This is a genomic window from Aquincola tertiaricarbonis (genome assembly GCF_000969605.1).
Classification (GTDB): Bacteria; Pseudomonadota; Gammaproteobacteria; order Burkholderiales; family Burkholderiaceae_C; genus Aquincola; species Aquincola tertiaricarbonis.
On the sequence record NZ_JZUE01000004.1, the window covers coordinates 163,957 to 187,654 of the forward strand.

General features: G+C 71.2%; 24 protein-coding genes. 16 read left to right on the forward strand and 8 right to left on the reverse strand.

What is annotated here, in order from left to right:
- Positions 1-107: 107 nt before the first annotated feature.
- Genes VO99_RS06540 through VO99_RS06570 form a run of 7 tightly spaced genes read left to right on the forward strand, consistent with a single transcriptional unit; the run spans position 108 to position 5,277 of the window.
- The gene (locus VO99_RS06540) at positions 108-1,259 is read left to right on the forward strand and encodes a S1 family peptidase (RefSeq protein WP_046112000.1); all 1,152 of its coding nucleotides are present in this window, start codon (positions 108-110) and stop codon (positions 1,257-1,259) included.
- Entirely contained in the window at positions 1,256-2,047 is a 792-nt protein-coding gene (locus VO99_RS06545; protein WP_046112001.1) for a hypothetical protein, read from the forward strand. Before VO99_RS06540 ends, VO99_RS06545 begins: the two co-directional genes overlap by 4 nt.
- 52 nt (positions 2,048-2,099) lie before the next feature.
- Positions 2,100-3,065: an ABC transporter ATP-binding protein gene (locus VO99_RS06550; RefSeq protein ID WP_046112002.1), complete on the forward strand. Its 966-nt coding sequence runs from the start codon at positions 2,100-2,102 to the stop codon at positions 3,063-3,065.
- The gene (locus VO99_RS06555) at positions 3,062-3,841 is read left to right on the forward strand and encodes an ABC transporter permease (RefSeq protein ID WP_046112003.1); all 780 of its coding nucleotides are present in this window, start codon (positions 3,062-3,064) and stop codon (positions 3,839-3,841) included. Before VO99_RS06550 ends, VO99_RS06555 begins: the two co-directional genes overlap by 4 nt.
- Positions 3,842-4,414, forward strand: coding sequence for an MOSC domain-containing protein (locus VO99_RS06560; RefSeq protein ID WP_046112004.1), 573 nt, complete (start codon positions 3,842-3,844; stop codon positions 4,412-4,414). It abuts the gene before it with no gap.
- Positions 4,407-4,796 (forward strand): GFA family protein, encoded by a 390-nt coding sequence (locus VO99_RS06565; protein ID WP_046112005.1) that lies wholly within the window; start codon positions 4,407-4,409, stop codon positions 4,794-4,796. Before VO99_RS06560 ends, VO99_RS06565 begins: the two co-directional genes overlap by 8 nt.
- A 4-nt stretch (positions 4,797-4,800) precedes the next feature.
- Complete coding sequence (locus VO99_RS06570) at positions 4,801-5,277, forward strand: AAC(3)-I family aminoglycoside N-acetyltransferase (RefSeq protein ID WP_046112006.1); 477 nt, start codon at positions 4,801-4,803, stop codon at positions 5,275-5,277.
- A 148-nt stretch (positions 5,278-5,425) separates the two neighbouring features.
- Here the strand turns inward: VO99_RS06570 and VO99_RS06575 are convergent, their stop codons facing one another.
- Entirely contained in the window at positions 5,426-5,935 is a 510-nt protein-coding gene (locus VO99_RS06575) for a glycine zipper domain-containing protein (protein WP_046112007.1), read from the reverse strand.
- A gap of 325 nt (positions 5,936-6,260) precedes the next feature.
- Between VO99_RS06575 and VO99_RS06580 the strand changes: the two genes are divergently transcribed.
- Positions 6,261-6,734: a hypothetical protein gene (locus VO99_RS06580; RefSeq protein WP_046112008.1), complete on the forward strand. Its 474-nt coding sequence runs from the start codon at positions 6,261-6,263 to the stop codon at positions 6,732-6,734.
- A 137-nt stretch (positions 6,735-6,871) separates the two neighbouring features.
- A complete protein-coding gene (locus VO99_RS06585) occupies positions 6,872-7,093 on the forward strand; it encodes a hypothetical protein (RefSeq protein WP_046112009.1) in 222 nt (73 codons plus the stop codon).
- Here the strand turns inward: VO99_RS06585 and VO99_RS06590 are convergent, their stop codons facing one another.
- The 3 genes from VO99_RS06590 to VO99_RS06600 form a co-directional block, all read right to left on the reverse strand.
- Positions 7,094-7,690 carry a hypothetical protein gene (locus VO99_RS06590; protein WP_046112010.1) on the reverse strand — a complete coding sequence of 199 codons (597 nt, stop codon included), beginning with the start codon at positions 7,688-7,690 and terminating at the stop codon, positions 7,094-7,096.
- A complete protein-coding gene (locus tag VO99_RS06595) occupies positions 7,687-8,634 on the reverse strand; it encodes an alpha/beta hydrolase (RefSeq protein ID WP_052736137.1) in 948 nt (315 codons plus the stop codon). The genes VO99_RS06590 and VO99_RS06595 overlap by 4 nt, the downstream gene beginning before the upstream one ends.
- 79 nt (positions 8,635-8,713) lie before the next feature.
- Positions 8,714-9,703, reverse strand: coding sequence for a CAP domain-containing protein (locus tag VO99_RS06600; RefSeq protein ID WP_046112012.1), 990 nt, complete (start codon positions 9,701-9,703; stop codon positions 8,714-8,716).
- Between the two features lie 115 nt (positions 9,704-9,818).
- Here VO99_RS06600 and VO99_RS06605 point away from each other — a divergent pair, with 115 nt between their 5' ends.
- The 4 genes from VO99_RS06605 to VO99_RS06620 all read left to right on the forward strand — a co-directional run bounded on the left by VO99_RS06605 (position 9,819) and on the right by VO99_RS06620 (position 15,945).
- Entirely contained in the window at positions 9,819-11,474 is a 1,656-nt protein-coding gene (locus VO99_RS06605; RefSeq protein ID WP_083440409.1) for an MFS transporter, read from the forward strand.
- A gap of 110 nt (positions 11,475-11,584) precedes the next feature.
- Positions 11,585-12,049, forward strand: coding sequence for a cache domain-containing protein (locus VO99_RS06610; RefSeq protein WP_046112014.1), 465 nt, complete (start codon positions 11,585-11,587; stop codon positions 12,047-12,049).
- Positions 12,050-12,085: 36 nt separating this feature from the next.
- Complete coding sequence (locus VO99_RS06615; protein WP_046112015.1) at positions 12,086-13,645, forward strand: methyl-accepting chemotaxis protein; 1,560 nt, start codon at positions 12,086-12,088, stop codon at positions 13,643-13,645.
- A gap of 161 nt (positions 13,646-13,806) precedes the next feature.
- On the forward strand, positions 13,807-15,945 hold the full coding sequence (locus tag VO99_RS06620; protein ID WP_375136381.1) for a catalase: 2,139 nt from the start codon (positions 13,807-13,809) through the stop codon (positions 15,943-15,945).
- Positions 15,946-15,978: 33 nt separating this feature from the next.
- Here VO99_RS06620 and VO99_RS06625 read toward each other — a convergent pair whose 3' ends face one another.
- Positions 15,979-16,905, reverse strand: a complete 927-nt coding sequence (locus VO99_RS06625; RefSeq protein WP_046112016.1) for a LysR family transcriptional regulator — start codon at positions 16,903-16,905, stop codon at positions 15,979-15,981.
- Between the two features lie 117 nt (positions 16,906-17,022).
- Here VO99_RS06625 and VO99_RS06630 point away from each other — a divergent pair, with 117 nt between their 5' ends.
- The gene (locus tag VO99_RS06630) at positions 17,023-18,081 is read left to right on the forward strand and encodes an aldo/keto reductase (protein WP_046112017.1); all 1,059 of its coding nucleotides are present in this window, start codon (positions 17,023-17,025) and stop codon (positions 18,079-18,081) included.
- On the opposite strand, the gene VO99_RS06635 is transcribed toward VO99_RS06630, so the two are convergent.
- A complete protein-coding gene (locus tag VO99_RS06635) occupies positions 18,059-18,976 on the reverse strand; it encodes a class I SAM-dependent methyltransferase (protein WP_046112018.1) in 918 nt (305 codons plus the stop codon). The genes VO99_RS06630 and VO99_RS06635 overlap by 23 nt on opposite strands.
- 178 nt (positions 18,977-19,154) lie before the next feature.
- Between VO99_RS06635 and VO99_RS06640 the strand changes: the two genes are divergently transcribed.
- Complete coding sequence (locus VO99_RS06640) at positions 19,155-19,469, forward strand: hypothetical protein (protein ID WP_157039470.1); 315 nt, start codon at positions 19,155-19,157, stop codon at positions 19,467-19,469.
- Between the two features lie 10 nt (positions 19,470-19,479).
- Here VO99_RS06640 and VO99_RS06645 read toward each other — a convergent pair whose 3' ends face one another.
- Both VO99_RS06645 and VO99_RS06650 read right to left on the reverse strand, forming a co-directional pair.
- On the reverse strand, positions 19,480-21,126 hold the full coding sequence (locus tag VO99_RS06645; RefSeq protein WP_046112020.1) for an alpha-amylase family protein: 1,647 nt from the start codon (positions 21,124-21,126) through the stop codon (positions 19,480-19,482).
- Positions 21,119-23,056, reverse strand: coding sequence for an amylo-alpha-1,6-glucosidase (locus tag VO99_RS06650; protein ID WP_052736139.1), 1,938 nt, complete (start codon positions 23,054-23,056; stop codon positions 21,119-21,121). Before VO99_RS06650 ends, VO99_RS06645 begins: the two co-directional genes overlap by 8 nt.
- 180 nt (positions 23,057-23,236) lie before the next feature.
- Between VO99_RS06650 and VO99_RS06655 the strand changes: the two genes are divergently transcribed.
- Positions 23,237-23,698: a (2Fe-2S)-binding protein gene (locus tag VO99_RS06655; protein ID WP_046112022.1), complete on the forward strand. Its 462-nt coding sequence runs from the start codon at positions 23,237-23,239 to the stop codon at positions 23,696-23,698.

The following is a 23,698-nucleotide window of genomic DNA, read 5'->3' on the forward strand; positions in this document are numbered from 1 at the left end:
CGCAGCGGGAGGGTGCCCCATCCCCCGCCGCCGCCCGGCCGCCCGAAGGCGGCGCTCCTGCCTGTTGGGGGCTTCCCGCTCGGCGGGAACATGCAACAGCCAGCCCCGTGCTGCGCCTGCTGGCCTGTGTCCTGGCGGCGGCCACCGGACTGCCCGCGCCGGCGGCCGACACCAGCTTCCTCGACGGCCCGCAGCTGGGCGGGCAGCTGCTGCGCAACGTGGTGCAGGTGCGCACCGCGGAAGCCGGTGGCGAACACGGCTTCGGCCTGGTGGTGGGCAGCGACGGCCGGCATGCGTACATCGCCACCGCGGCGCATGTGCTGCAGCCGGCCGGCGCGGCGGTGGAGGTGGTGTTCTGCGACGGCACGCCGGCCGCTGCGCCGCAGCCGGCGCAGCGCCTGGCCGGCTTCGAGGCCCCGGACCAGGACCTGGCCGTGCTGCGCACCGCGCTGCCGGCGGGTTATGTGCCGCTGGAGCGGGTGCTGGCGCCGGCGGCCGGCATCGCCCCGCGGCAGGAAGCCTGGCTGCTGGGCCAGGAAGGCCGCTGCGGCCTGGTGGCACGCAGCGGCGCGGTGGCCGTGGTGCCGGCCGCATCGCCGGCCAGCTCGGCCGGTGCCGGCGCTGCCGGAGCCCCCGCCGGGCTGCTGCGCATCGAGTTTCCCGGTGCGCGCGGCGGCAGCTCGGGCGGCCCGGTGATGAGTGGGCACGGCGTGCTGGGCCTGGTGACCGATGCGGACGACCTGGCCTTCAGCGTGCTGCCGGCCGCGGCCGTCGAGCGCAGCCTGCGGTCGCTGGGCGTGTGGCGGCTGCAGGAGGCGCGCAACATCCCGCCCACCGATCCGCGCGCGGCCGAGGTGGACCTGGCCGAGACCCTGAACCAGTACCTGTTCGGCGTGCGCAACCTGCAGCAGCTGCTGCTGCGGCCCAGCGTGCCGCGCACCCGCTTCGTTGCCTTTGCCAATGAATACAACGCCGCGGTGAACCGCTTCCGCGACGCGCGCGAACGGCACGACGGCGCCCTGGCCCGCCACTGGCCGGCGCCGGTGCTGGCCCGCTGGCAGGCCCTGCGCGACAGCCTGTGGTCGGTGCACCAGGTGATCTGGCGCATGAATGCGGCCGACTCGCAGGCCATCTTCGATGCCCAGGCCTCGCCGCCCGAGGTGCGGGCCCGCATGCAAGAGCTGGAGCCGGCGCTGCAGCGGCTGCAGTCCGACATCGAGGGCTTTCTGCAGCAGCTTGCCCGCAAGGAGCCGCCATGATCCCCTTCCTGCCTCGTCCCAAGGCCTGTCCGCTCGAGCGGCCCGATGCACTGCGCCGCCGGCTGCTGCTGGCCGCCTCCGGCGCCGGTGCCGGCGCGCTGCTGCTGCCGCTGCACGGTTGCGGCGGCGGCTCGGAGCTGCTGTTCGCGCCGATCTTCGTGTTCTCCTACGTGGGCGTGGTGGAGCGGCGCATCGTCAGCGTCAACTTCCAGACCACCGGCGTGTCGGCCGACGGTGCCAGCGGCCGCTTCGACGAGACGCAGGCCTCGATCAACATCGACGATCCCCTGGGCGCGGATGACCACCGCCACCTGCTGTCCGGCGACTTCAGCAACCGCAACCTGCGCATCACGGTGACGGCGCCGCAATCGCCGCTGGTGGCGCGCTACACGGGCCGCTTCCTCGACGGCGACACGGTGGAGTTCACGCCCGAAGGCCCGGGCAGTGCCTTCACCGTGCACCGCAACGAGAACGACCGCTTCCTGCCCGCGCTCAGCGGCGACTGGGTGGGCCAGGACGCCAGCGGCCAGCCCTGGCGGCTGTCCCTGGCCACCGACCCGGCCGGCAACGACGCCAAACCCGCGGTGCTGCTGGTGGGCACCGAGCAGCGCGGCAGCGCCGCCCCGGTGCCGCTGCAGGGCCATGCCGCGGTGGACAGCCTGCGCCTGGTGATCCAGCGCGCCGGCGGCAACGTGACCCTGGACGCCACGCTGACCAGCACCGGCGCGGCGCCCACCACCACGCAGGCCATCAACTTCGCCGGTGGGGGCAGCCTGCGGCGGCCCTGAAGCTGCCAGCGGGGGCGCCTAACATGGCCCGCCGACACCCGCCGCCCATCCCATGCCCGACAGCCCATCCGAGCCATCCTCCCCCACACCCGCCGTCGCGCTGCGCGGCCTCACCAAGACCTACGCCAGCGGCTTCCAGGCGCTCAAGCGCGTCGACCTCGACATCCAGCGCGGCGAGATCTTCGCGCTGCTGGGACCCAACGGTGCCGGCAAGACCACGCTGATCTCCATCATCTGCGGCATCGTCACCGCCAGCAGCGGCAGCGTGGCGGTGGCCGGCCATGACATCCAGCGCGACTACCGCATCACCCGCTCGCTGATCGGGCTGGTGCCGCAGGAGTTGTCCACCGACGCCTTCGAGACGGTGTGGGCCACGGTGAGCTTCAGCCGCGGCCTGTTCGGCAAGCCGCGCGATGCGGCCAAGGTGGAACAGGTGCTGCGCGATCTCTCGCTGTGGGACAAGCGCGACGAAAAGATCATGGCCCTGTCGGGCGGCATGAAGCGGCGGGTGATGATCGCCAAGGCGCTGTCGCATGAGCCGCAGATCCTGTTCCTGGACGAGCCCACCGCCGGCGTGGACGTGGAGCTGCGGCGCGACATGTGGGAGATGGTGCGGCGGCTGCGCGACGGCGGCGTCACCATCATCCTGACCACCCACTACATCGAGGAAGCCGAGGACATGGCCGACCGCATCGGCGTCATCCGCCAGGGCGAGCTGATCGTGGTGCAGGAGAAGAAGGCGCTGATGAAGCAGCTGGGCAAGAAGCAGCTGACGGTGGAGCTGGAGCAGCCGTTGCATGCGCTGCCGGCCGAGCTGGCGGCGATGGACCTGGTGCTCAAGCCCGGCGGCCACACGCTGCAGCGCGAGTTCGATGCCCATGACGCCGGCGGCGGCGTGGCCCCGGTGCTGCGCCGGCTGGCCGAGCTGGGCATCGGCTACACCGACGTGAACACGCGCCAGAGCTCGCTGGAGGACATCTTCGTGAGCCTGGTGCATCAACCAGGAGCGGCCCGATGAGCAGCGCCCGCGGATTCAACGGCCACGGCGTGTGGGCCATCTACCGCTTCGAGATGGCACGCTTCGCCCGCACCGTGGGGCAGAGCCTGGTCACGCCGGTGATCACCACCTCGCTGTACTTCATCGTCTTCGGCGCGGCCATCGGCGCGCGCATGGAATCGGTCAACGGCGTGGCCTACGGTGCCTTCATCGTGCCAGGGCTCATCATGTTGTCGCTGCTGACGCAGAGCCTGTCCAACGCGTCCTTCGGCATCTACTTCCCGCGTTTCACCGGCACCATCTACGAGTTGCTGTCGGCACCCATCTCGTACCTGGAGATGCTCATCGCCTACGTGGGCGCGGCGGCCACCAAGTCGGTCATCCTGGGGCTGGTGATCCTGGCCACGGCATCGTTCTTCGTGCCGCTGCGCATCGAGCATCCGGTGTGGATGGTGGCCTTCCTGCTGCTCACCTCGGTCACCTTCAGCCTGTTCGGCTTCATCATCGGGCTGTGGGCCAAGGGCTTCGAGCAGCTGCAGCTGATCCCGATGCTGATCATCACGCCGCTCACCTTCCTCGGCGGGGCCTTCTATTCCATCGACATGCTGCCGCCGCTGTGGCGCCAGGTGACGCTGTTCAACCCGGTGGTGTACCTGATCGACGGCTTCCGCTGGAGCTTCTTCGGCACCGCCGACGTGGGCGTGGGCTGGAGCCTGGCGGCCACCTGCGGCTTCCTGGCGCTGTGCATCGCGGTGGTGGGCTGGATGTTCCGCACCGGCTACCGGCTGAAGAACTAGATGGCCCGGCCCGGCGACGACGACGAGGCGGCCGGCCTGCGCCGCCTGACCGCGCGCTTTCCGCGCCCGGGCCGGCTGCAGGCCATCGTGCTGCGTCCCGCGCGGGGCCTGCCGGCGGTGGCCGTGGCGCAGGCGCAGGCGCTGGTGCAGCGTGGCCTGCAGGGCGACCGTGCGGCCGATCGAGCGCCGCGGCCCGGCGCGGCCGGCGGCAAGCGCCAGGTCACGCTGGTGCAGGCCGAGCACCTGCCGCTCATCGCCGCCTGGACCGGCCATGCGCAGATCGAGGCCACCACGCTGCGGCGCAACCTGGTGGTCTCGGGCCTGAACCTGCTGGCCGCGCGCAGCCTGTTCGCCGACCAGCCGCTGGTGCTGCGCATCGGCGCGCAGGTGCTGCTGCAGCTCACCGGCCCGTGCGATCCCTGCTCGAAGATGGAAGCCGAGCTGGGGCCCGGCGCCTACAACGCGATGCGGGGCCACGGCGGGCTCACCGCCCGGGTGCTGGCCGGTGGCTGCATCATGGTGGGTGACGAGGTGGTCGTGGGACCGCCCCCTGCGGAGGACGCCGATGCTTGAAGGAACCTGCCATTGCGGCGGCGCGGGCTGGCAGCTCGACGACGTGCCCGAATCTGCCACTGCCTGCAACTGCACCGCCTGCCGCCGCTACGGCGTGCTGTGGGCCTACGGTCACGAGGGCGAGGACATCCGCGTGCACGGCACCACCACGGCCTATGTGCGCGGCCGGTCTCTCAGCTTCAATTTCTGCCCGCGCTGCGGTTGCCTCACCCACTGGCTTGCCCAGCAGCCCGACGCGGAGGGCCGACGCCGAATGGCGGTAAACCTGCGGCTGTGCGAGCCCGGGCCCATCGCCCACCTGCGCATCGACCACTTCGACGGGCTGGACCGCTGGGAGGACCTGCCGAGCGACGGCAAGTGCATCCGCGATGTCTGGTTCTGAGCCCATGCCCGCGCCGACGCCCGCCTTGGACATCCGGCGCCTGGGGTCGGCGGACCTGGCGCTGCTGCGCGCGTTGAACGCGCTGTTCGCCAGCGCCTTCGAGGACCTGGCGAGTTATGCGCACTCGCCACCCGACGACGCCTATGTGCAGCAGGTGTTGGCGCAACCGCATGTGTTCGCGCTGGTGGCGCTGCAGGCCGGCGCGGTGGTGGGCGGGCTGGTGGCGTACGAGCTGCCCAAGTTGGAGCAGGCGCGCAGCGAGGTCTACCTGTACGACCTGGCGGTGGCGGCGCACGCTCGACGCCAGGGCGTGGCCACGGGGCTCATCCGCAGCCTGCAGGCAATGGCCCGCGAGCGCGGCGCCTGGGTGGTGTTCGTGCAGGCCGACCACAGCGACCCGCCGGCCATCGCGCTGTACGAGAAGCTGGGCTTGCGGGAAGAGGTGTTGCACTTCGACCTGCCGTTGCCTTCGACGGGTTGAGCGCGGGCGCGTGGCTGATGCCTGGCTGATTGCGCCGCCCACACGAGGCAAGTCACCCAACGCACAAAGGCAAAAGGGTGCCAAAAGCACCCTTTTGCCGGAGCTTTGCCCCGGCCGGTCAAGCAAGACCGGCCGAGTCAGTGCGCCATCAACGGCCGTCGCCGTCCGAGTCACCCGGCACTGCGCGTTCCACGCGGTTGCTCAGGCGGTGCCAGGCGTCGCGCGAGGCATGCTTGGCGTGTTCCCATTCGAGCGACGAATTGCCGCGCGAGGTGCCCCAGTCGCGGCTGAGGTCGGACTCGATGTCGTCGTAGTTGCGGTCCGGATAACGCGAGTACGCATCCACGCCATGCCGGTAGGCCGGGCCGTAGTCGTCATAGGTGGAGCCTGGGGTGACGTAGGGGCGGCTGGCGTAGTTGTCGCGCCAGTAGGTTTCCTCGGCCGCCGGATCCACCGCCTTGCCGATGCCCTTGCCGGCCAGTGCGCCGGCCACGGCACCCACGGCCGCGCCCACCACCGCGCCCACCGGGCCGGTCATGCCACCCACCGCGGCGCCTGCGGCTGCGCCGCCGGCCACGCCACCTGCCACGCCACCCACCACGGCACCGGTGCCGGTTGCCACGGGATGCTTGGTCTTGTCGTCGATGTGATCGGTCATGAGAGGTCTCCTTGGTTTCGGTACAGCAAAGTTAAGGCGTTGCCGCGACGCGGGCCAGGGACACATGGCGCATCGGCGCGCGGGGCGGCGCCCTGCCCGCGTGTCGGCCGATGCCCACAGGCTCAGCAGCCCCCCAACCTAAGCAGCCGTCTCGACCCGGCAGTACTTCAACGCCACGTGGGTATGTCCTACATCCATCGGCGCAAGCGGCCGACGCGGGGCGATGAGCCACCCCCCTAGAGTGCACTCCAGGCCCTGAAGGCCGGCAGCCACGGCTGACGACCCACGCAGGCCGCACTTTCCAAACCCTCTTGCAGGAGACAGCATGAACAAGCAATCGATCACCTCCCTCATCGCCGCCGCAGCTCTGGCCGGTACCTTCGGCCTGGCCCAGGCGCAAGGCTCTGCCACCGCGGTGCCGGGCACCACCAACAACCAGCTGAGCAGCGGTGCCAACCATGACGCCTCCGGCGCCCATGGCAGCACGCAGTCGATGGACGGCAAGAAGGACAAGATGAAGTCCGCCGGCAAGTCGGGCACCACGATGAACAGCAACACCAACCCGCGCGGCACCGGCACCGTGGAGAACAACGGCACCCAGGCCACCCCGGGCGGCACGGGCGCTGCCGGCAGCATGTCGTCGGGCGGCACCTCGGGCTCGTCGAGCTCGTCGTCGGGCACCACCGGCCGCAGCGATGCCGGCACGATGAACAGCAACACCAACCCGCGCGGCACCGGCACGGTGGAGAACAACAGCAACCAGGCCACCACCGGCGGCACGGGCGCGGTCAAGAAGTAAGTTCGGCCGCCACGCCGGGCCGGCCCGCAGGGGCTGCGCCGGGCGGGCTTGTCACACCGATGCCGGCCTCGCGCCGGCGTCGCCACATGGGCCGGCGCAGCGTGACGCATACTCGCCCATCACGTCGTAGGACCTCCATGGCTGCTACCCAAACCTTCCGCGTCGCCGACTATGAGCTGGTGTGCAGCGCCCAGGCGCGCGACAACGGCCTTTTCGAGCCGGCGCTGGTGATCTCCAAGCTGGTGTGGCCCAGCCGCCCGCGCACCATCGCCGTCCGGCGCGACCCGCTGCCCAGCGAGGACGTGGCCATCCAGTCCGCCTACGCCCAGGGCGTGGAGTGGATCCAGAACTTCGGCTAGCTAACCGGGCAGGCGCGGCATGAAGCTGCGCAGCCACCGCACCAGCGACAGCATGCGCCCGGCCAGCCGGCGGTGACGGTCATTGACCAGCCGCAGGTCCAGTGCCGCCACCAGGCCCTCGGCATCCTGCAGATGGGCCGGCGCAATGTCGTCGAACACCTCGGTGATGGTGCCGATGGCTTCGCGCAGCGAGGTGAAGGCCTGTTCCAGGGAATCGGCCTGCAGGCGCAGATGGCGCACCACGGCCTGGTCGTCGTCCAGCGGCACGAACACCAGCAGGCAGGGCACGTCCCGCGGCTGCAGGCCGAAGGCCTCCAGCAACGCATCGCTGGGTTCCTGCTCCGGCCGGTCGGGGCTTTCCTGCAGGCGCCGCGGCTGCACCGGCCCACCCGCCACCGGGCCGGCATGGCTGCCCACGCGGGCATAGAACACCGTCCAGCGAAAGCCGGAGACGGCATCCAGCGCTGCCACGTAGTCGGGATCGTCCAGCAGCTTGCGCAGGTGCACGTCCGCGCGTGAATAGAGGATGAGCCCGAAGGCGGCCACCTGCGACGCATCGCTGCGTGCGGCGCCGATGCGCTGCCACAGGCCGCTCATGGCTGCACCTGCGCGCGGGCCGGCCCACCGGCCGCAGCCGTCGCCTGCATGGCGGATGCGTGCGGGGCGGTGGCCGGTGCCTGCACGAAGCTGGCCACGTCGTCCAGCACAGGTGCCAGCCAGCGCAGCGGCCGAGCCAGCGCGCCGGCCAAGGTCACGTGGTTCACGCCGTCGTACAGCCGCAGCATGACCGGCACACCCGCGGCCTGCAGCCGCGTGGCGAGGGCCACGGTGTTGCGCTGGGGATCGACCAGCGCGTCGCTGCGCGCCGCACCCAGGAAGCTGCGCGGCGTGGCCGGGCCGGCCCACTCCACCGGCTGTGCGCCGGGCGGCACCGCGGGATGGAAGAACACCGGCTGCACGTCGGGATTGCCGCTGGGCAGGAAGTCATAGGGCCCGGCCAGGCCGATGAAGCCGGCCAGCTCCGCGGGCGCATGGCCGGTGGCCGCCAGCCAGCGGGCATCCATCGCCAGCATGGCGGCGTTGTAGGCCCCAGCGCTGTGGCCCATCACATGCACCCGGCGTGGATCGGCGCCCAGCGCACGCGACCGCTCCAGCGCCCAGGCAAGCGCGGCCGCGCAGTCCTGCAGGAACCCCGGATAGCGCACCTGCGGATACAGCCGGTAGTCGGCCACCAGCGCCACGATGCCGCGCGAGGCGAGGGCCTGGCCGACGAAGGCATAGTCGGCACGCGCGCCGCTGTTCCAGGAGCCGCCGTAGAAGAACACCACCATCGGCCAGCCGTCGCTGGGCGCCGGCCCGGCCGGGCGGTACACGTCCAGCTGCTGCCGCGGCCCCGGGCCATAGGCCACGCCGGCGGTCACCGTGTGGTCGCCCGCGCGGGCCAGCACATTGAGCGCCGTGACCGGCGAGCAGCCGGCCAGGCAGGCCGCCAGGCCCAGCGCCAGCAACGGCGCCATCCACGCACGAGAGATCGAAGTCATCGCGCCAGCATACGCAGGCGTCGATGGCCCGGATGCGGCCGGGGGCCGGGTCAGCCTGTCGGAGAACCGCTCGAACCGCTCAGAACCTCATCGTCCCGAAAGTGAACTCCCGCGTGAACGGCACCCCGTCGACGCTGCCCTGCAGTTGCGCGCGGTAGCTGGCGCCTGGTTCCAGCGGCTCGCGCGGGATGGCGAAGGCCTGGTGGGCGCCCAGCAGGCGTTGGGGATCGTCGCTGGCGTGGTAGAGCTGCACGGCCACCGGGCGGCCGCTGGCCACGTGGGTGAGCTGCGCCACGGCCAGGCGCAGCTGGGTGCCGGCGGGCGCGCGCAGGTACAGCGGGTGGCCCGTGCCCGGGCCGGCCGCGAAGCCCAGTGCGGTGAAGGGATCGGGGCTTTCGCCATACATGAAGGGCTGCAGGCCGCTGCTGCCGGCGCAGGGATAGGTCACCAGGCCCGCGGGCTCGGTGGGGCGGCTGCCGCGGGGGGTGCCGGTTTCCCAGGCCAGGATGGCCTGGCGGTAGGCCGGCGGCGCGCTGTCGGCCCGGGCCACGGCGATGCCGACGTCGCGGTTGCCGTCCAGCATGCCGGCCAGGTGGTAGACCGTGGCCAGCATCGCGCGCACCAGCGCATCGCCGGGCGCCGCGGTGCCCGCCAGCGGCACGAAGCTCAGGTACTCACCGGTGGCCGCATAGTCGTAGCCGGCCTGCAGCACCCGCTCGGCCGGCGTGGCCGCCACGAAGCCGGTACGCGACGGCTCCTGCTGGTGGCTGGCGGGCCGGCCCTCGGCAAAACCTTGTTTCAGGTAGGCGGCATGCCAGCCGGCGGCGGTGTCCAGCGCCGCATGCCGGCGCACGCTGCCGAAGCCGCAACGCTCGCGTTCGGTGTTCAGCGTGGCCAAGGCGAGGGCGGCCGCATCGGTGGGGCCGGCCGCGTCGCCGGTGGCCGAAGCGGCCGCCGGCAAGGCGGGCGCGGCTTCGGCCTCGCCGCCGCCGGAGCCGCCACCGCCGCCGCAGGCCACCAGCACCAGCGCGGCCAACGCGGAAGGAACCAGGCGCATGTACTTCTTCATGGGCCCGATATCGGCCGCCCGGCGCGGCCGCTGAAACCGGAACTGGCCGGTGGGCACACCGCAGTTCCCACATCGGCGGCCGGCCGGCATGGGGCTACAGTGGGCCCGCCACACGATGACTTCAGACGCCCTGCCGCCCCCCTCGCCCCCGCCGCCCGAGCCTCCTGCGGCGCCCGCCATGCCGCCGCGTGCGGGCACGCTGGCCCCGCTGGCCCGCCCGGTGTTCCGCATGCTCTGGCTGGCCTCGGTCACGGCCAATGTGTGCATGTGGATGAACGACGTGGCTGCCGCCTGGATGATGACCGAGCTGGCGCCCAACCCGGTGTGGGTGGCCCTGGTGCAGACGGCGGCCACGCTGCCGGTGTTCCTGCTGGGCCTGCCCAGCGGCGCCATGGCCGACATCGTGGACCGCCGGCACTGGTTCATGTTCACGCAGCTGTGGGTGGCCGCCACCGCGGTGCTGCTGAGCGTGCTGGCCTTCAGCGGGGCGCTGAACGCGCCGCTGCTGCTGCTGCTGGTGTTCGCCAACGGCGTCGGCCTGGCGATGCGCTGGCCGGTGTTCGCGGCCATAGTGCCGGAACTGGTGCCGCGGCATGAGCTCACCTCGGCGATGGCGCTGAATGCCATCGCGATGAATGCCTCGCGCATTGCCGGGCCCATCCTGGCCGGGGCCATCCTCACCGGGCTGGGGCCGGCCTGGGTCTTCGGGCTGAACGCGCTGCTGTCGCTGGGCGCGGCCGGCATCATCTGGCGCTGGCGCAACACGCCGCGGGCCAGCGCGCTGCCGGGGGAACGCTTCGTCGGCGCGATGCGGGTGGGCGTGCAGTACGTGCGGCAGTCGCCGGGCATGCGGGTGATCCTGCTGCGCATCTTCGTGTTCTTCCTGCACAGCACCGCGCTGCTGGCACTGATGCCGCTGGTGGCACAGCAGCTCTCGCACGGCGGGGCCGCCATCTTCACGCTGCTGCTGTCGTGCATGGGCGCCGGCGCGGTGGCCACGGCGCTGATGCTGCCGCGCATCCGCGAGCGCTTCACCCGGGACGACCTGGTGCTGTACGGCACGCTGATGCATGCGGCCGGCACGCTGGTGGTGGCGCTGTCGCCCAGCCTGTGGCTCAGCGCGCCGGCCATGGCGCTGGCCGGCGCGGGCTGGATCTCGGTGGCCAACTCGCTGACCCTGTCGGCCCAGCTGGCCCTGCCCGACTGGGTGCGCGCCCGCGGCATGGCCATCTACCAGACCGCGCTGATGGCCGGCAGCGCCGGCGGCGCGGCGCTGTGGGGCCAGGTGGCCAGCCTGAGCAGCCTGCAGGCCAGCCTGCTGGCATCGGCCGCCAGCGGCCTGGTGATGCTGGTGCTGATGCGCCGCCAGCAGGTGGAGCGCCTGGGCGGCGACCACGACCTCACGCCGCAGCGCGACGTGCTGCCCAGCCCCACCACCGTGCTGGACATCGACCCCCATGCCGGCCCGGTGATGGTGACGGTGGACTACGACATCGACCCCGCCGATGCCGAAGCCTTCGCCGACCTGATGCGCGAGAGCCGGCGCAGCCGGCTGCAGCAGGGCGCGCTCTCCTGGGGCCTGCTGCGCGACCATGCCAACCCGCGCCACTGGATGGAGTACTACGTGGACGAGAGCTGGGTGGAGCACCTGCGCCGCTTCGACCGCATCACCGCCGTGGAGGTGGCGCTGCGCGACCGCCGCCTGGCCTTCCACCGGGGCGAGGGGCCGCCCAAGGTGTCGCGCTTCATCGGCCAGTCGATCGAGCGCTGAATCACCCTTTCGGGTTGCTCCGCCCTCAAGTATCGGCAGCAGCCACCCGATAGCAGGGGCTCCTGCGGCTTCGGCCGCTTTCTTCAGCCCCTTGTGGAAGTACCGTCGACATGCAGAACACCTCTCGTATTGCCGCCGCCATGCTGATGGCCGCCTGCCTTGCCCTGCCCGCCACCGCCGCCGAGGACCGCGGCACCAAGGATGAGGCCAAGGCGATGGCCGACGCTGCTTTCGAGCACATCAAGAAGGTGGGCGCGCAGAAGGCCTACGCCGACTTCACCACCGACAAGGCCGCGTGGACGAAGAAGGACCTGTACGTCATGGTCTACGACAGCAAGGCCGTGGTGCTGGCCCATGGCGGCAACGAGAAGCTGCTGGGCAAGGACATGTCCGCGGTGAAGGACGGCAACGGCAAGCCCGTGGTCACCGGCCTGATCGACATGGCCGCCAAGGGCGGCGGCTGGTACGACTACGACTGGCCGGACCCCATCTCCAAGAAGATGATGGGCAAGTCCACCTACGCCCGCAAGCAACCCAATGGCGAAGGATTCGTCGGCGTCGGCATCTACCGCTGAAGACCTGCCCTCCTTCCTCAACCCGGGGTTGACTCCATGACGCAGTTCTTTCGCAACGCCTCGATCGGCGTGAAGGTGTCGCTGGCACCCGCTTTCGCCATCCTGTGCCTGGTGGTGGTGGCCGCGGTGGGCTGGCTGGCCAACCGCTCGCTGACCCAGGAGCTGCAGGACATCGGTGGCGAGGGCGTGGCCCGCATCGTCAAGGCCGAGGACTTCGCGCAGCAGCTCACCTTCCTGCACCAGCAGATCTACCAGAGCCTGACCTGGGAGGCCATCGGCCAGCGGGCCGAGCTGATCAAGCAGCTGGACGATGCCATCGTGGTGCAGCTGAAGGACTTCGAGACGGCGGTGCAGGCCTCGGCGGCGGATGCCGCGCTGTCGGAGGAAGACCGCGCGCTGCTGGGCCCCATCGCCCAGGGCTACGTGGCCTATGCGAAGAGCGCGCGCGACACGCTGGACATCAAGACCGCCGGCGTGGCCACCGCGGCCAGTTTCGTGGTGACCCTGGACAACCAGTTCAAGGCCAGCCAGCAGCAGCTCAAGCAGTACATCGCCCGCGAGCAGGAAGCCACCGCGCAGAGCGTGGCCGCCGCCTCGGCCAGCGCCGCGCGCAACAGCATGGTGATCGTGGCCACCACCCTGGTAGCCATCGTGCTGGCCGCGGGCATGTCCGCCATGTTCGTGCGGGCCATCAGCCAGCCGCTGGGCCAGGCGGCGCAGCTGGCCGGCCTGCTGGCGCAGGGCGACCTGACGCGCACCGAGCAGGCCGCCTCGACCGATGCCACCGGCCGCGTGCTGTCGGCACTGGGCGAGGTGTCACGCGGCCTCAGCGGCATCGTGGTGGACATCCGCCGCACGGCCGACGAGATCAGCACCGCCTCGGGCGAGATCGCCACCGGCAACAGCGACCTCTCGGGCCGCACCGAGAACACCGCGGCGGCGCTGCAGCAGACGGCGGCTTCCATCGAGCAGCTGGCCGCCACCATCCGCAGCAGTGCGGACAACGCCCGCGAGGCCAACACCATGGCGCACGACGCCTCCACCGTGGCCCGCGAAGGCGGCCAGATGGTGGCCGACGTGATCACCACCATGGACGCCATCAACGCCCAGGCCAAGAAGATCGGCGAGATCATCGGCACCATCGACGGCATCGCGTTCCAGACCAACATCCTCGCGTTGAACGCGGCGGTGGAGGCGGCACGCGCCGGCGAGCAGGGCCGCGGCTTCAGCGTGGTGGCCAGCGAGGTGCGCACGCTGGCCCAGCGCAGCGCCGAGGCGGCGCGCGAGATCCGCACGCTGATCGGCTCGTCGGTCGAGCAGATCGAAGCGGGCGCAGTGAAAGTGCAGGCGGCGGGCCAGACCATGGGCCGCATCGTCGGCGCCATCGAGCGCGTGGCCGGCACGGTGGACGACATCTCGCGCGCCACGGCCGAACAGGCCAGCGGCATCGCGCAGGTGAACCAGACCGTGGCCGAGATGGACCGCTCCACCCAGCAGAACGCCGCGATGGTGGAAGAAGCCACCGCGGCCACCGAGTCGCTGCGGCAGCAGGCGCAGAGGCTGGTCGAGCTGCTGACGAGGTTCCGTACCGCCTGATCCGCTTACGTTTCGTCGCGTTGTCCTACAGCGCACGAAGCGGCTCACCCACAGGGTGAGCGCCGCCTGGCGTCTAGCCTGCGGAATGCCCAGACAGCCCCCCGCCGCCGGTGCGCACGCGCCGGCGGCGCGGTTTTTCACGCATTCCAGAAGGACAGCCCATGGCCACCCGCAAGCCCGCGATGCCCGCCACCCCCACGCCTGCCCGCCGCCGCAGCGGCCCCGGCGCCTCGCCCACCCGACCCGAGGTGGGCCAGGGGGGTGAGACCCACCAGACGGCCGCGGCCGGGCAGGCGGTGCTCACCAGCAACCAGGGCCTGGCGATTGCGGACAACCAGAACTCGCTGCACGGTGGCCAGCGTGGCCCCACGCTGCTGGAAGACTTCCTGCTGCGCGAGAAGATCACCCACTTCGACCATGAGCGCATTCCCGAGCGCATCGTGCATGCGCGCGGCTCGGCAGCGCATGGCTATTTCGAATGCCTGCGCGACTGCAGCGAATGGACCCGGGCCAGCTTCCTCGCCAAGCCGAAGAAGCGCACGCCGGTGTTCACCCGCTTTTCCACCGTGGCCGGCGGTGCCGGCTCGGTGGACACGCCGCGCGACGTGCGTGGCTTCGCGGTCAAGTTCTACACCGACGAAGGCAACTTCGACCTGGTGGGCAACAACATCCCGGTCTTCTTCATCCAGGACGCGATCAAGTTCCCCGACCTGATCCATGCGGTGAAGATGGAGCCGGACCGCGGCTTCCCGCAGGCGGCTTCGGCGCACGACACCTTCTGGGACTTCGTCTCGCTGATGCCCGAGAGCATGCACATGATCATGTGGGCGATGAGCGACCGCACCATCCCGCGCTCGCTGCGCATGATCGACGGCTTCGGCGTGCACACCTTCCGGCTGGTGAACGCGGCGGGCGAATGGCGCTTCGTCAAGTTCCACTGGCGCGCCGGCCTGGGCGTGGAATCCACCACCTGGGACGAGGCGGTGAAGATCGCCGGTGCGGACACCGACTACCACCGCCGCGACCTCTGGGAAGCCATCGAGCGTGGCGACTTCCCGACCTGGGAGCTGGGCCTGCAGGTGTTCGACCAGGCCACCGCCGACAGCCTGCCCTTCGACGTGCTGGACTCCACCAAGGTGATTCCGGAGGAGATCGTGCCGATCGAGGTGGTGGGCCGCATGGTGCTGGACCGCAACCCGGCCAACTTCTTCGCCGAGACCGAGCAGGTGGCCTTCTGCCCCAGCCATTTAGTGCCGGGCCTGGACTTCAGCAACGACCCGCTGCTGCAGGGCCGGCTCCATTCGTACCTGGACACCCAGCTCTCGCGCCTGGGCACGCCCAACTTCCACCAGCTGCCGATCAACCAGCCGCGCAATGCCTTCGCCAACTTCCAGCGCGACGGCCAGATGCAGATGCGGGTGCCCACCGGCCGCGTGGCCTACGAGCCCAATTCGCTGGGCGCCGGCGGCCCGCGTGAATCGCCGGAACGGGGCTTCAACAGCCTGGCCCTGGCCGAGACCGGACCGAAGCAGCGGCTGCGCCCGGAGAGCTTCGCCGACCACTATTCGCAGGCGCGGCTGTTCTTCCGCTCGATGACGGCCACCGAGCAGAACCACATGATCAATGCGCTGGGCTTCGAGCTGGGCAAGGTGGAGACGGGTGCCATCCGCGACCGCGTGCTGTCGCACCTGGTGCTGGTGGACGAGACGCTGGCCCAGGGCGTGGCCGACAAGCTGGGGGTGCAGCCCGCGGCCATCTCGCGCGCCACCCCGGCCCGCCCGCCGCAGGACCTGCCGCCCTCCCCCGCGCTGAGCCAGGTGGCCAGCCGCGCCGGTACCTTGAAGGGCCGCCACCTGGCGATGCTGGTGGCCGAGGGCGCCGACCCCGAGCTGGTGAGCACCGCCAGGCAGGCGCTGGAAAAGGCACGGGCCCGCGTGTCCATCATTGCCGAGAAGATCGAAGGCGTGAGCCTGGCCGACGGCACGCTGCTGAAGCCTGATGGCGCGCTGGCCGCATCGCCGTCCTGCCTGTTCGGCGCGGTGATCGTGGTGGGCGGCCAGCAAGGCATCGAGCCGCTGCTGGGCCACCCCGCCGCGCTGGACTTCCTGCGCGACGCCTGGCGCCACCTGAAGGCCATCGGCCTGGACGCCGCCGGCCAGCGACTGGCCCAGGCCGCGGGCATCGGCAGCGACGAGGCGGTGCTGCCGCTGTCGGACCGCAAGGCCATGGCCAAGTACCTGAAGATGGCCGGCGCCGGGAAGTACTTTGCGCGGGAGGGGCAGCCGGGGACGGATGCCTGAGGGCACGGCAGGCCCGCCGCGCAGCGGGTGAACTCAGGCGGCCGGGCCGAAACGCGGATCGGCCGCCATCCGCGCCTGCAGGAAATCCAGCACCACCCGCACCCGCGATGGCAGGCGGCCGGCCTTGCCGAGGTAGACCGCATGCAGCGGGGCGCTGTCGCCGGGGTTGTGCTTCTCCAGCACCGGCAGCAGCCGACCGGCGTCGATGTCGGCCTGCACCTGGTAGCGCGACAGCCTGACCAGGCCGGCGCCGGCCACCGCCAGCTGGCGCAGCGTCTCGCCGTCGCCGGCGCGCACGTTGCCCTGCACCGGCACCTCCACCACCTGGCCACCCACGCGCAGCGGCCAGTCGGGCACGCGGCGGCGGTAGCTGAAGTCCAGCCGCTGGTGCTTCAACAGGTCCTGCGGCTTGCGCGGCATGCCCTGGCGCGCCAGGTAGTCGGGCGAGCCCACGATGACCAGCCGCGTCTCGCCCAGCTTGCGGGCCACCAGGTCGGACGAGGGCAGCGGCCCCCAGCGGATGGCGATGTCGGCCCGCTCGTCCATCAGGTCCACCACGCGGTCGGTGAGCACGATGTCCAGCTGCACCTGCGGATGCTCCCGCATGAAATCGGGCACCAGCGGCACCAGCACCTGCATGCCCACCGCCACGCTGGTGTTGATGCTCACCCGCCCGCGCGGCGCGGCATCGGCGGTGGCGCTGCGCTCGGCCTCGTCGATGTCGGCCAGCACCCGCACGCTGCGCTCGTAGAACTGCTGGCCCTCGGGCGTCAGCTGCAGCTTGCGCGTGGACCGGTGCACCAGCTGCACGCCCAGCCGCGCCTCCAGCCGGCTGACGAGCTTGCTCACGGCCGAAGGCGTCATGCCCATCCCGCGGGCGGCGGCGGAGAAGCCGCCGCGCTCGAACACCTGCACGAACACTTCCATCTCGCCGGAGCGGTTGACCTCGATGCGGGGCATGGCGGTGGTGCGTGGGCTTGTGACTTCAACGCACAGCTGCGTGTAAGGGCGGCATTCTAGTCAACGATATCCATCGCCGGCACAGTGGCTGCATCGCATCCAACGCAAAGGCATCGCATGGAACACCGCCCTCTCGGCCGCTCCGGCTTTCACGTGCCGGCCCTGGGCTTTGGCGCCGGCACCTTCGGTGGCCAGGGCCCGCTGTTCAGCGCCTGGGGCCGCACCGACGCAGCGGCCGCGCGCCGCATCGTCGACATCTGCCTGGAGGCCGGCGTCCACCTGTTCGACACCGCCGACGTGTACTCCGATGGCGCCTCCGAAACCATCCTGGGCCAGGCGCTCAAGGGCCGGCGGCACCAGGCCATCGTCTCCACCAAGCTGGCGCTGCGCAGCGGGCCGGGGCCCAACGACGTGGGCAGCTCGCGCCACCACCTGATCGAAGGCGTGCATGCGGCGCTGGCCCGCCTGGGCACCGACCACATCGACCTGCTGCAGCTGCATGCGGTGGACGCGATGACGCCGGTGGAACAGGTGCTGCGCACGCTGGACGACCTGGTGCGCGCCGGCAAGGTGCGCTACATCGGCGCCTCCAACTTCCCGGCCTGGCAGCTGATGAAGTCGCTGGCCGCGGCAGACCGCCTGGGGCTGGAGCGCCACGTGGCCCACCAGGCCTATTACTCCCTGGTCGGCCGCGACTACGAGCATGAGCTGATGCCGCTGGCGCTGGACCAGGGCGTGGGCGCCATCGTGTGGAGCCCGCTGGGCTGGGGCCGCCTCACCGGCCGGCTGCGCCGCGGCCAGCCCTGGCCTGCCGGCAGCCGGCTGCACCAGACGGCCGCCTTCGCCCCGCCGGTGGACGACGAGCGGCTGTACCGCGTGATCGACGCAATGGACCAGGTGGCCGCCGACACCGGCCGCACGCTGCCGCAGATCGCGATCAACTGGCTGCTGCAGCGGCCCAGCGTGGCCTGCGTGCTGATCGGCGCGCGCGACGAGGCGCAGCTGCGGCAGAACCTGGGTGCACTGGGCTGGCAGCTGGACGCCGGGCACATGGCGCTGCTGGATGCGGCCAGCGCCACCACGCCGCCCTACCCCGCCTATCCCTACTGGAATGGCCAGTTCGCCGAACGCCATCCGCCGCCGGTGGCCGCCGTCATGCCGCCTGCCAGGCCATGACCTTCAATGCCCGTTCGGCCGACATGTCGCCGAACGCCGCCGGATGGGCCACCCGCTCGACGAAACGCAGTTCCGGTGCCTCGGCCTGCACCACCTCGTGCAGGAACTGGCTGCCCAGCTTGGGCGTGTTCAGGCACAGCAGCGCCAGGCCGCCCGGCGCCAGCAGCTCGGGCAGGCGGCGCACCAGCCGCGGGTAGTCCTTGGGGGCCATGAAGCTGCCCTTCTGGTGGCTGGGCGGATCGGCCACGATCAGGTCATAGGGCCCGCCCCGGCGCAGCCGGCCCCAGGAGGCGAAGACGTCGTGCGGCAGGAAGCCCGCGCCCGAGTCCAGCCCGTTGAGCCGGTGGTTGCGCTGGCCGATGGCCAGGGCGCCGCCGGCCATGTCGATGTTGCTCACCGAGCCGGCGCCAGCCTGCAAGGCCGCCACCGAGAAGGCGCAGGTGTAGGCGAACAGGTTCAGCACCCGGCCGCCGGGCCGCCCCGCCGCCCACCGCCGCACCCAGCGACGGCCCTCGGCCATGTCGAGGAACAAGCCGTGGTTCTGGCCGCGCAGCAGGTGCACCAGGAAGCGGGCGCCGTCCTCCTGCACCACATGCTCGTCGGGCACGCTGCCGGCCATCAGCCGGTTGCTGGCGCAGGTCTCGTCGCGCTGCTGGAACACCCAGTTCAGCGGCTCGCCCGGGGCCACCTGCTGCCAGCGTGCGGCCAGCGCATCGCCCACGGCCTGCAGTTGCCCATCCGTGGCCGGGGCGAAGCTGGTGAGCAGCCAGACCGGCGGATAGGCGTCCAGCGTCCACTGCTCGCAGCCGGGATGCAGGCCGCCGCGGCCATGGAACAGGCGGCCGGCTTCGCTGGGGCGCGGCAGGATGGCGATGGTGTCGAGCAGGGCTTGCATGCGGCGTGGGGAACGGGGGTGCGCGAGTGTAGGCAGCGCATGGGCAGCCGCTTCATCCGCACGCACGTGCGCAGGCGGCGCCGTCGGCCCGCGGGCTGCCGGCTGTCCTACACCACGCGAACCCGCCAGCGTTTGCAATGGAGCCAACGTGGCAGGGCGCCGCGGTCGGAGGTCGATGATGGTTCGAATCACTGTCTTGCTGGCTGCGGCATGCCTGGCCAGCGCGGGTGCTGCGGCACAGACCAACGACCTGGTGGCCTACCAGGGCACCAATGCCATCCGGCTCACCGACACAGCCTGCACCGATGCCGCCGTGCTCGAGCGCATCGAGCCCGAGGCCCGGCCCTATTTCCGCCAGGCCCGCGCCACGGTGGACGGCAAGTCCTACCGCGCCTGCTGGGGCGCGCTGCCCATGGCGGTGGTGCTGGTGTACGAGGACGGCGACCAGGGCATGCTGCCGCTGAGCGCGCTGCAGAAGCCGGTGGACATCTGAGGCAGCGGCCTCAGTCCTGCTGCGTGCGCAGCAGCCAGCGATAGCCGAAGGGCTCCAGGTCGATGGTGTAGTGGCCATCGGCCTGCACTGCGAAGCGACGGCCGGCCAGCACGTCTTCCAGCTGCGCGGGCGGTCGGCCTTCTTCCGGCGCGGCCACGGGCAGGCTGTAGCGGATGCGCTTGCGGCTGAAGTTGTGCACCGCGAACACGGTGGTGCGGCCGTCGTCGCAGCGGTGGGCCAGCAGCTCGTCGCGGCCGGTGTCGATGAAGCTGCAGTCGCCCATGCCAAAGGTGGCGCACTCCTTGCGCCGGCGGGTCATGCGCTCCAGCCAGTTCAGCAAGGAGTTGGGGTCCTGTCGCTGGCGCTCCACGTTGAGGGTGGGGTAGCCGAATTCACCGTCGGCGATGACGGGCAGCGAGAGCTGGTCCGCCGGCGCCGACGAGAAGCCGCCGTTGGGCAGGTCGTTCCACTGCATCGGCGTGCGCACGCTCCAGCGGTCGGGCAGGCCCAGGTCGTCGCCCATGCCGATCTCGTCGCCATAGCGCAGCACCGGCGTGCCGGGCAGCGTGAGCATCAGGCTGTGCGCCATTTCCAGCCGCCGGCGGTCGTTGCCCAGCATCGGCGCCAGCCGGCGGCGCAGGCCGCGGCCGTAGAGCTGCATGTCGGCATCGGGCCCGAAGGCCTTGAACACCTCGGCGCGCTGCGCATCGGTCAGCCGGCCCAGGTCCAGCTCGTCATGGCTGCGCAGGAAGTTGTTCCACTGGCACCAGGCCGGCAGCGGCGGCAGCTGCTCCCAGGCTTCACGCACCGGCGTGGCCTGCTCGCGCGCAAAGGCCAGGAACATGTGCTGGTTGAGCCAGAAGTTGAACGACATGTGGATCTTGTCGCCATCGCCGAAGTAGTCGGGCACCTCCTCCGGCGGCAGGTTGGCCTCGGCCATCAGGCAGACGTCGCCGGCCAGCGTCTGCACATGCTGGCGCAGCTCGCGCAGGTAGTCGTGCGGATCGATGCGGCCTTCGGTGGGCAGGTTCTTCAGCTCCAGCAGGAAGGGCAGCGCATCGATGCGGAAACCCGTGACGCCCATCTGCAGCCAGAAGCCGGTGATCTTCTCGATCTCGCGCCGCACCGCGGGGTTGCTGATGTTCAGCTCGGCCTGGTGGCCGTAGAAGCGGTGGAAATAGAAGGCCTTGGCCTCAGGGTCCCAGGTCCAGGTGGTCACCTGCTCGCCGGGAAACACCGTGCCCTCGGCCGCGTCCTCGGGCTTGGTGTCCGACCACACGTAGAAGTCCCGGTAGGGCGAGTTGGCATCGCTGCGCGCGGCCTGGAACCACGGGTGGTCGATGGAGGTGTGGTTGACCACCAGGTCGATCATCACGCGGATGCCCTTGTTGCGGGCGCAGCGGGTGAACTCGACGAAGTCGCCCAGCGTGCCCAGCCGAGGGTCCACGGCGTAGTAGTCGGTGATGTCATAGCCGTTGTCGCGCATCGGCGAGGGATGGAAGGGCTGCAGCCACACGCAGTCCACGTTCAGGCCGGCCAGGTACTGCAGCTTGGCCGTCAGGCCCTGGAAGTCGCCGATGCCATCGCCATTGCCGTCGGCAAAGGTCTTCACGTCCAGGCAGTACAGCAGCGCGTTCTTGTACCAGTGCTCAGCCATGGTCGGCTTCCTCCTCGGGCAGGTTGTCTAGACAGGCTGTCGGCCGGGTGGCCTGCCAGGCGCGCAGCAGCTCGGCCACGCTCCAGGCCTGGGCGATGCAGCCGCCCGGGTGGTGCGGCGCCTGGGCATCGAACACCTCGCTCACCTGGCCGATGCCGGCCTGTCGCAGGTGGGCCGGGAGCGCATCGAGGAAGCCGCGGGCCGCCGGCACGTCGCCATGCGCGCGCAGCCAGCCATCGACGAAATGCCCCAGCAGCCAGGGCCACACGGTGCCCTGGTGGTAGGCGCCGTCGCGCGATCGCAGGTCGCCCTGGTAGTGCGGCCGGTAGGCCGGCTCGCGCGGGCCCAGGGTGCGCAGGCCCATGGGCGTCAGCAGCTCGGCGCGCACCGCCTGCAGCACTGCCGGCCAGTGGCGCCGTTCCAGCACCGGGTAGGTGAGCGACAGGCTGAACACCTGGTTGGGCCGCAGGCTGGCATCGTCGGGCGCCGCAGGATCGGGGCCGTCCACCACGTCCAGCAGGTGGCCATGCGGGGCCGACCAGAAGCGGCGGTTGAAGCTGGTGCCGGTGCGGTCGGCCAGGTCGTCGAAGCCGTCGTCGGGCTGCTCGAAGCGCTGCGCCCAGGCGGCCATCAGGCGCAGCGCGTTGAACCACAGCGCCTGGATCTCCACCGGCTTGCCGCGCCGCGGCGTCACCACCCAGCCGTCCATCTTGGCGTCCATCCAGGTGAGCTGGTAGCCGTCGGCCGCGGCGCGCAGCAGGCCGTCCTGCGGGTCCATGCCGATGCCGTAGTGGGTGCCCCGGACATGGTGGCGGATCACCTCGCGCAGTGCCGGGAACAGCTCGGGCACCAGGGTGTCGTCGCCGCTGCGCAGGGTGTAGCGGTCCAGCGCATGAAAGAACCACAGCGTGGCATCCACCGTGTGGTAAAGCGCCTGCCGCCCGCCTTCAGGGAAGAGGTTGGGCAGCAGCCCGTCGCGGATGTAGCCGGCGAAGGTATGCAGGATGGCCCGCGCCTCGGCATGGCGGCCGGTGCACAGCGTCAGGCCCTCCAGCGAGATCATGGTGTCGCGGCCCCAGTCGTTGAACCAGTGGTAGCCGGCCATCACCGAGCGGAAGCTGCCGTCGGCCTCCTCGGCGCGGCTGCCGGGCTGCACGATGAAGGCATCGGCGGCCAGTACCAGGCGAGCCTCGATGTCCTCCTCCTGCTCGGCCAGGCCGGCGGTGGCCAGCAGCAGCAGCTGGCGGTCGCGCTCGGCCTGCAGCAGCGCCTGCGGCTCGGCCAGCGGTGCATCGCCCGCCATCGTGGCCTGCAGCGCCACCGCCTGGCCCGCGGCCAGCTGCAGCGTCCAGTGGCCGGGGCTGTGCTGGTGCTCGGTGTGGTCGTAGCCGCGCTCGGCCTCCATGCTGAAGTGGCAATGGCGGTCGATCAGCGGATCGGCGGTGAAGGCGGCGCCGGGCGCCAGCGGCTGCAGCTGCAGGTCGGCACCGCCGCAGCCCAGCGCCACCTGCAGGCCGCCGCCGGCCACGGTGCGGGCCTGCCAGGCCGGCACTTCATCGGGCTGCAGCGCCGCGTCCTGGCGGCGTGCGGCGATGAAGGGGCGCAGCAGCAGCCGGCAGGGCGCGCCTTCCACCAGCTGCCAGCGCACCACCACCGCATGGCGGCCATGCGGCATCACCACGCGGCGCTCGATCACGCGGCCGGGCAGCTCGAAGCGCCACACCGGCAGCGTGCCTTCCAGCCGGAACTGCGCCAGGTGCGCGCCCAGCTGCCAGGCGCCCTCGTCGCTCACCACGCTGTCGTCCAGCCGGGGCAGCAGCACATGGCGGCCGCGCGGCTCGCTCAGGTTGGGCACGAACCAGCCGTGGTAGCGCAGGGTGGCGGCGCCCGCCACCGGGCCCGAGGCATATCCGCCCAGGCCGTTGGTCACCAGCCACTCCTGGCCACTGAAATCCGTATGTCCTTCGGGGGATGCGGTGCGCAGCGCAAGCGTGGGTAATCGACGAGGCATGATGCTGACAAGGTGGCGGACGCAGCGCCTTTGGCACGCGCCATGCCCGCTGCGGACCCGCCAGCCCCTTCGCAACCCATCGACGATCCGAGAACCTCCATGCCCACACTCGACATCAACGGCCAGCAGCGCGCACTGGACGTCACCGACGACATGCCCCTGCTCTGGGCCGTGCGCGACGTCGCCGGCCTCACCGGCACCAAGTTTGGCTGCGGCATCGCCATGTGCGGTGCCTGCACCGTGCACATCGACAGCGAGGCCGTGCGCTCCTGCGTCACGCCGGTGGCCGCGGCCAACGGCAAGCGCGTGGTCACCATCGAGGCGATGGAGCAGGACCCGGTGGGCCGCCGGGTGCAGGCCGCCTGGCGCGAGCTGGACGTGGTGCAGTGCGGCTACTGCCAGTCGGGCCAGGTGATGCAGGCCACCGCCCTGCTGCGCAGCAATCCCAACCCCAGCGATGCCGACATCGATGCCGCGATGAGCGGCAATGTGTGCCGCTGCGGCACCTACAACCGCATTCGCGCCGCGATCAAGCTGGCCGCTTCGCGCAAGGGAGCCTGA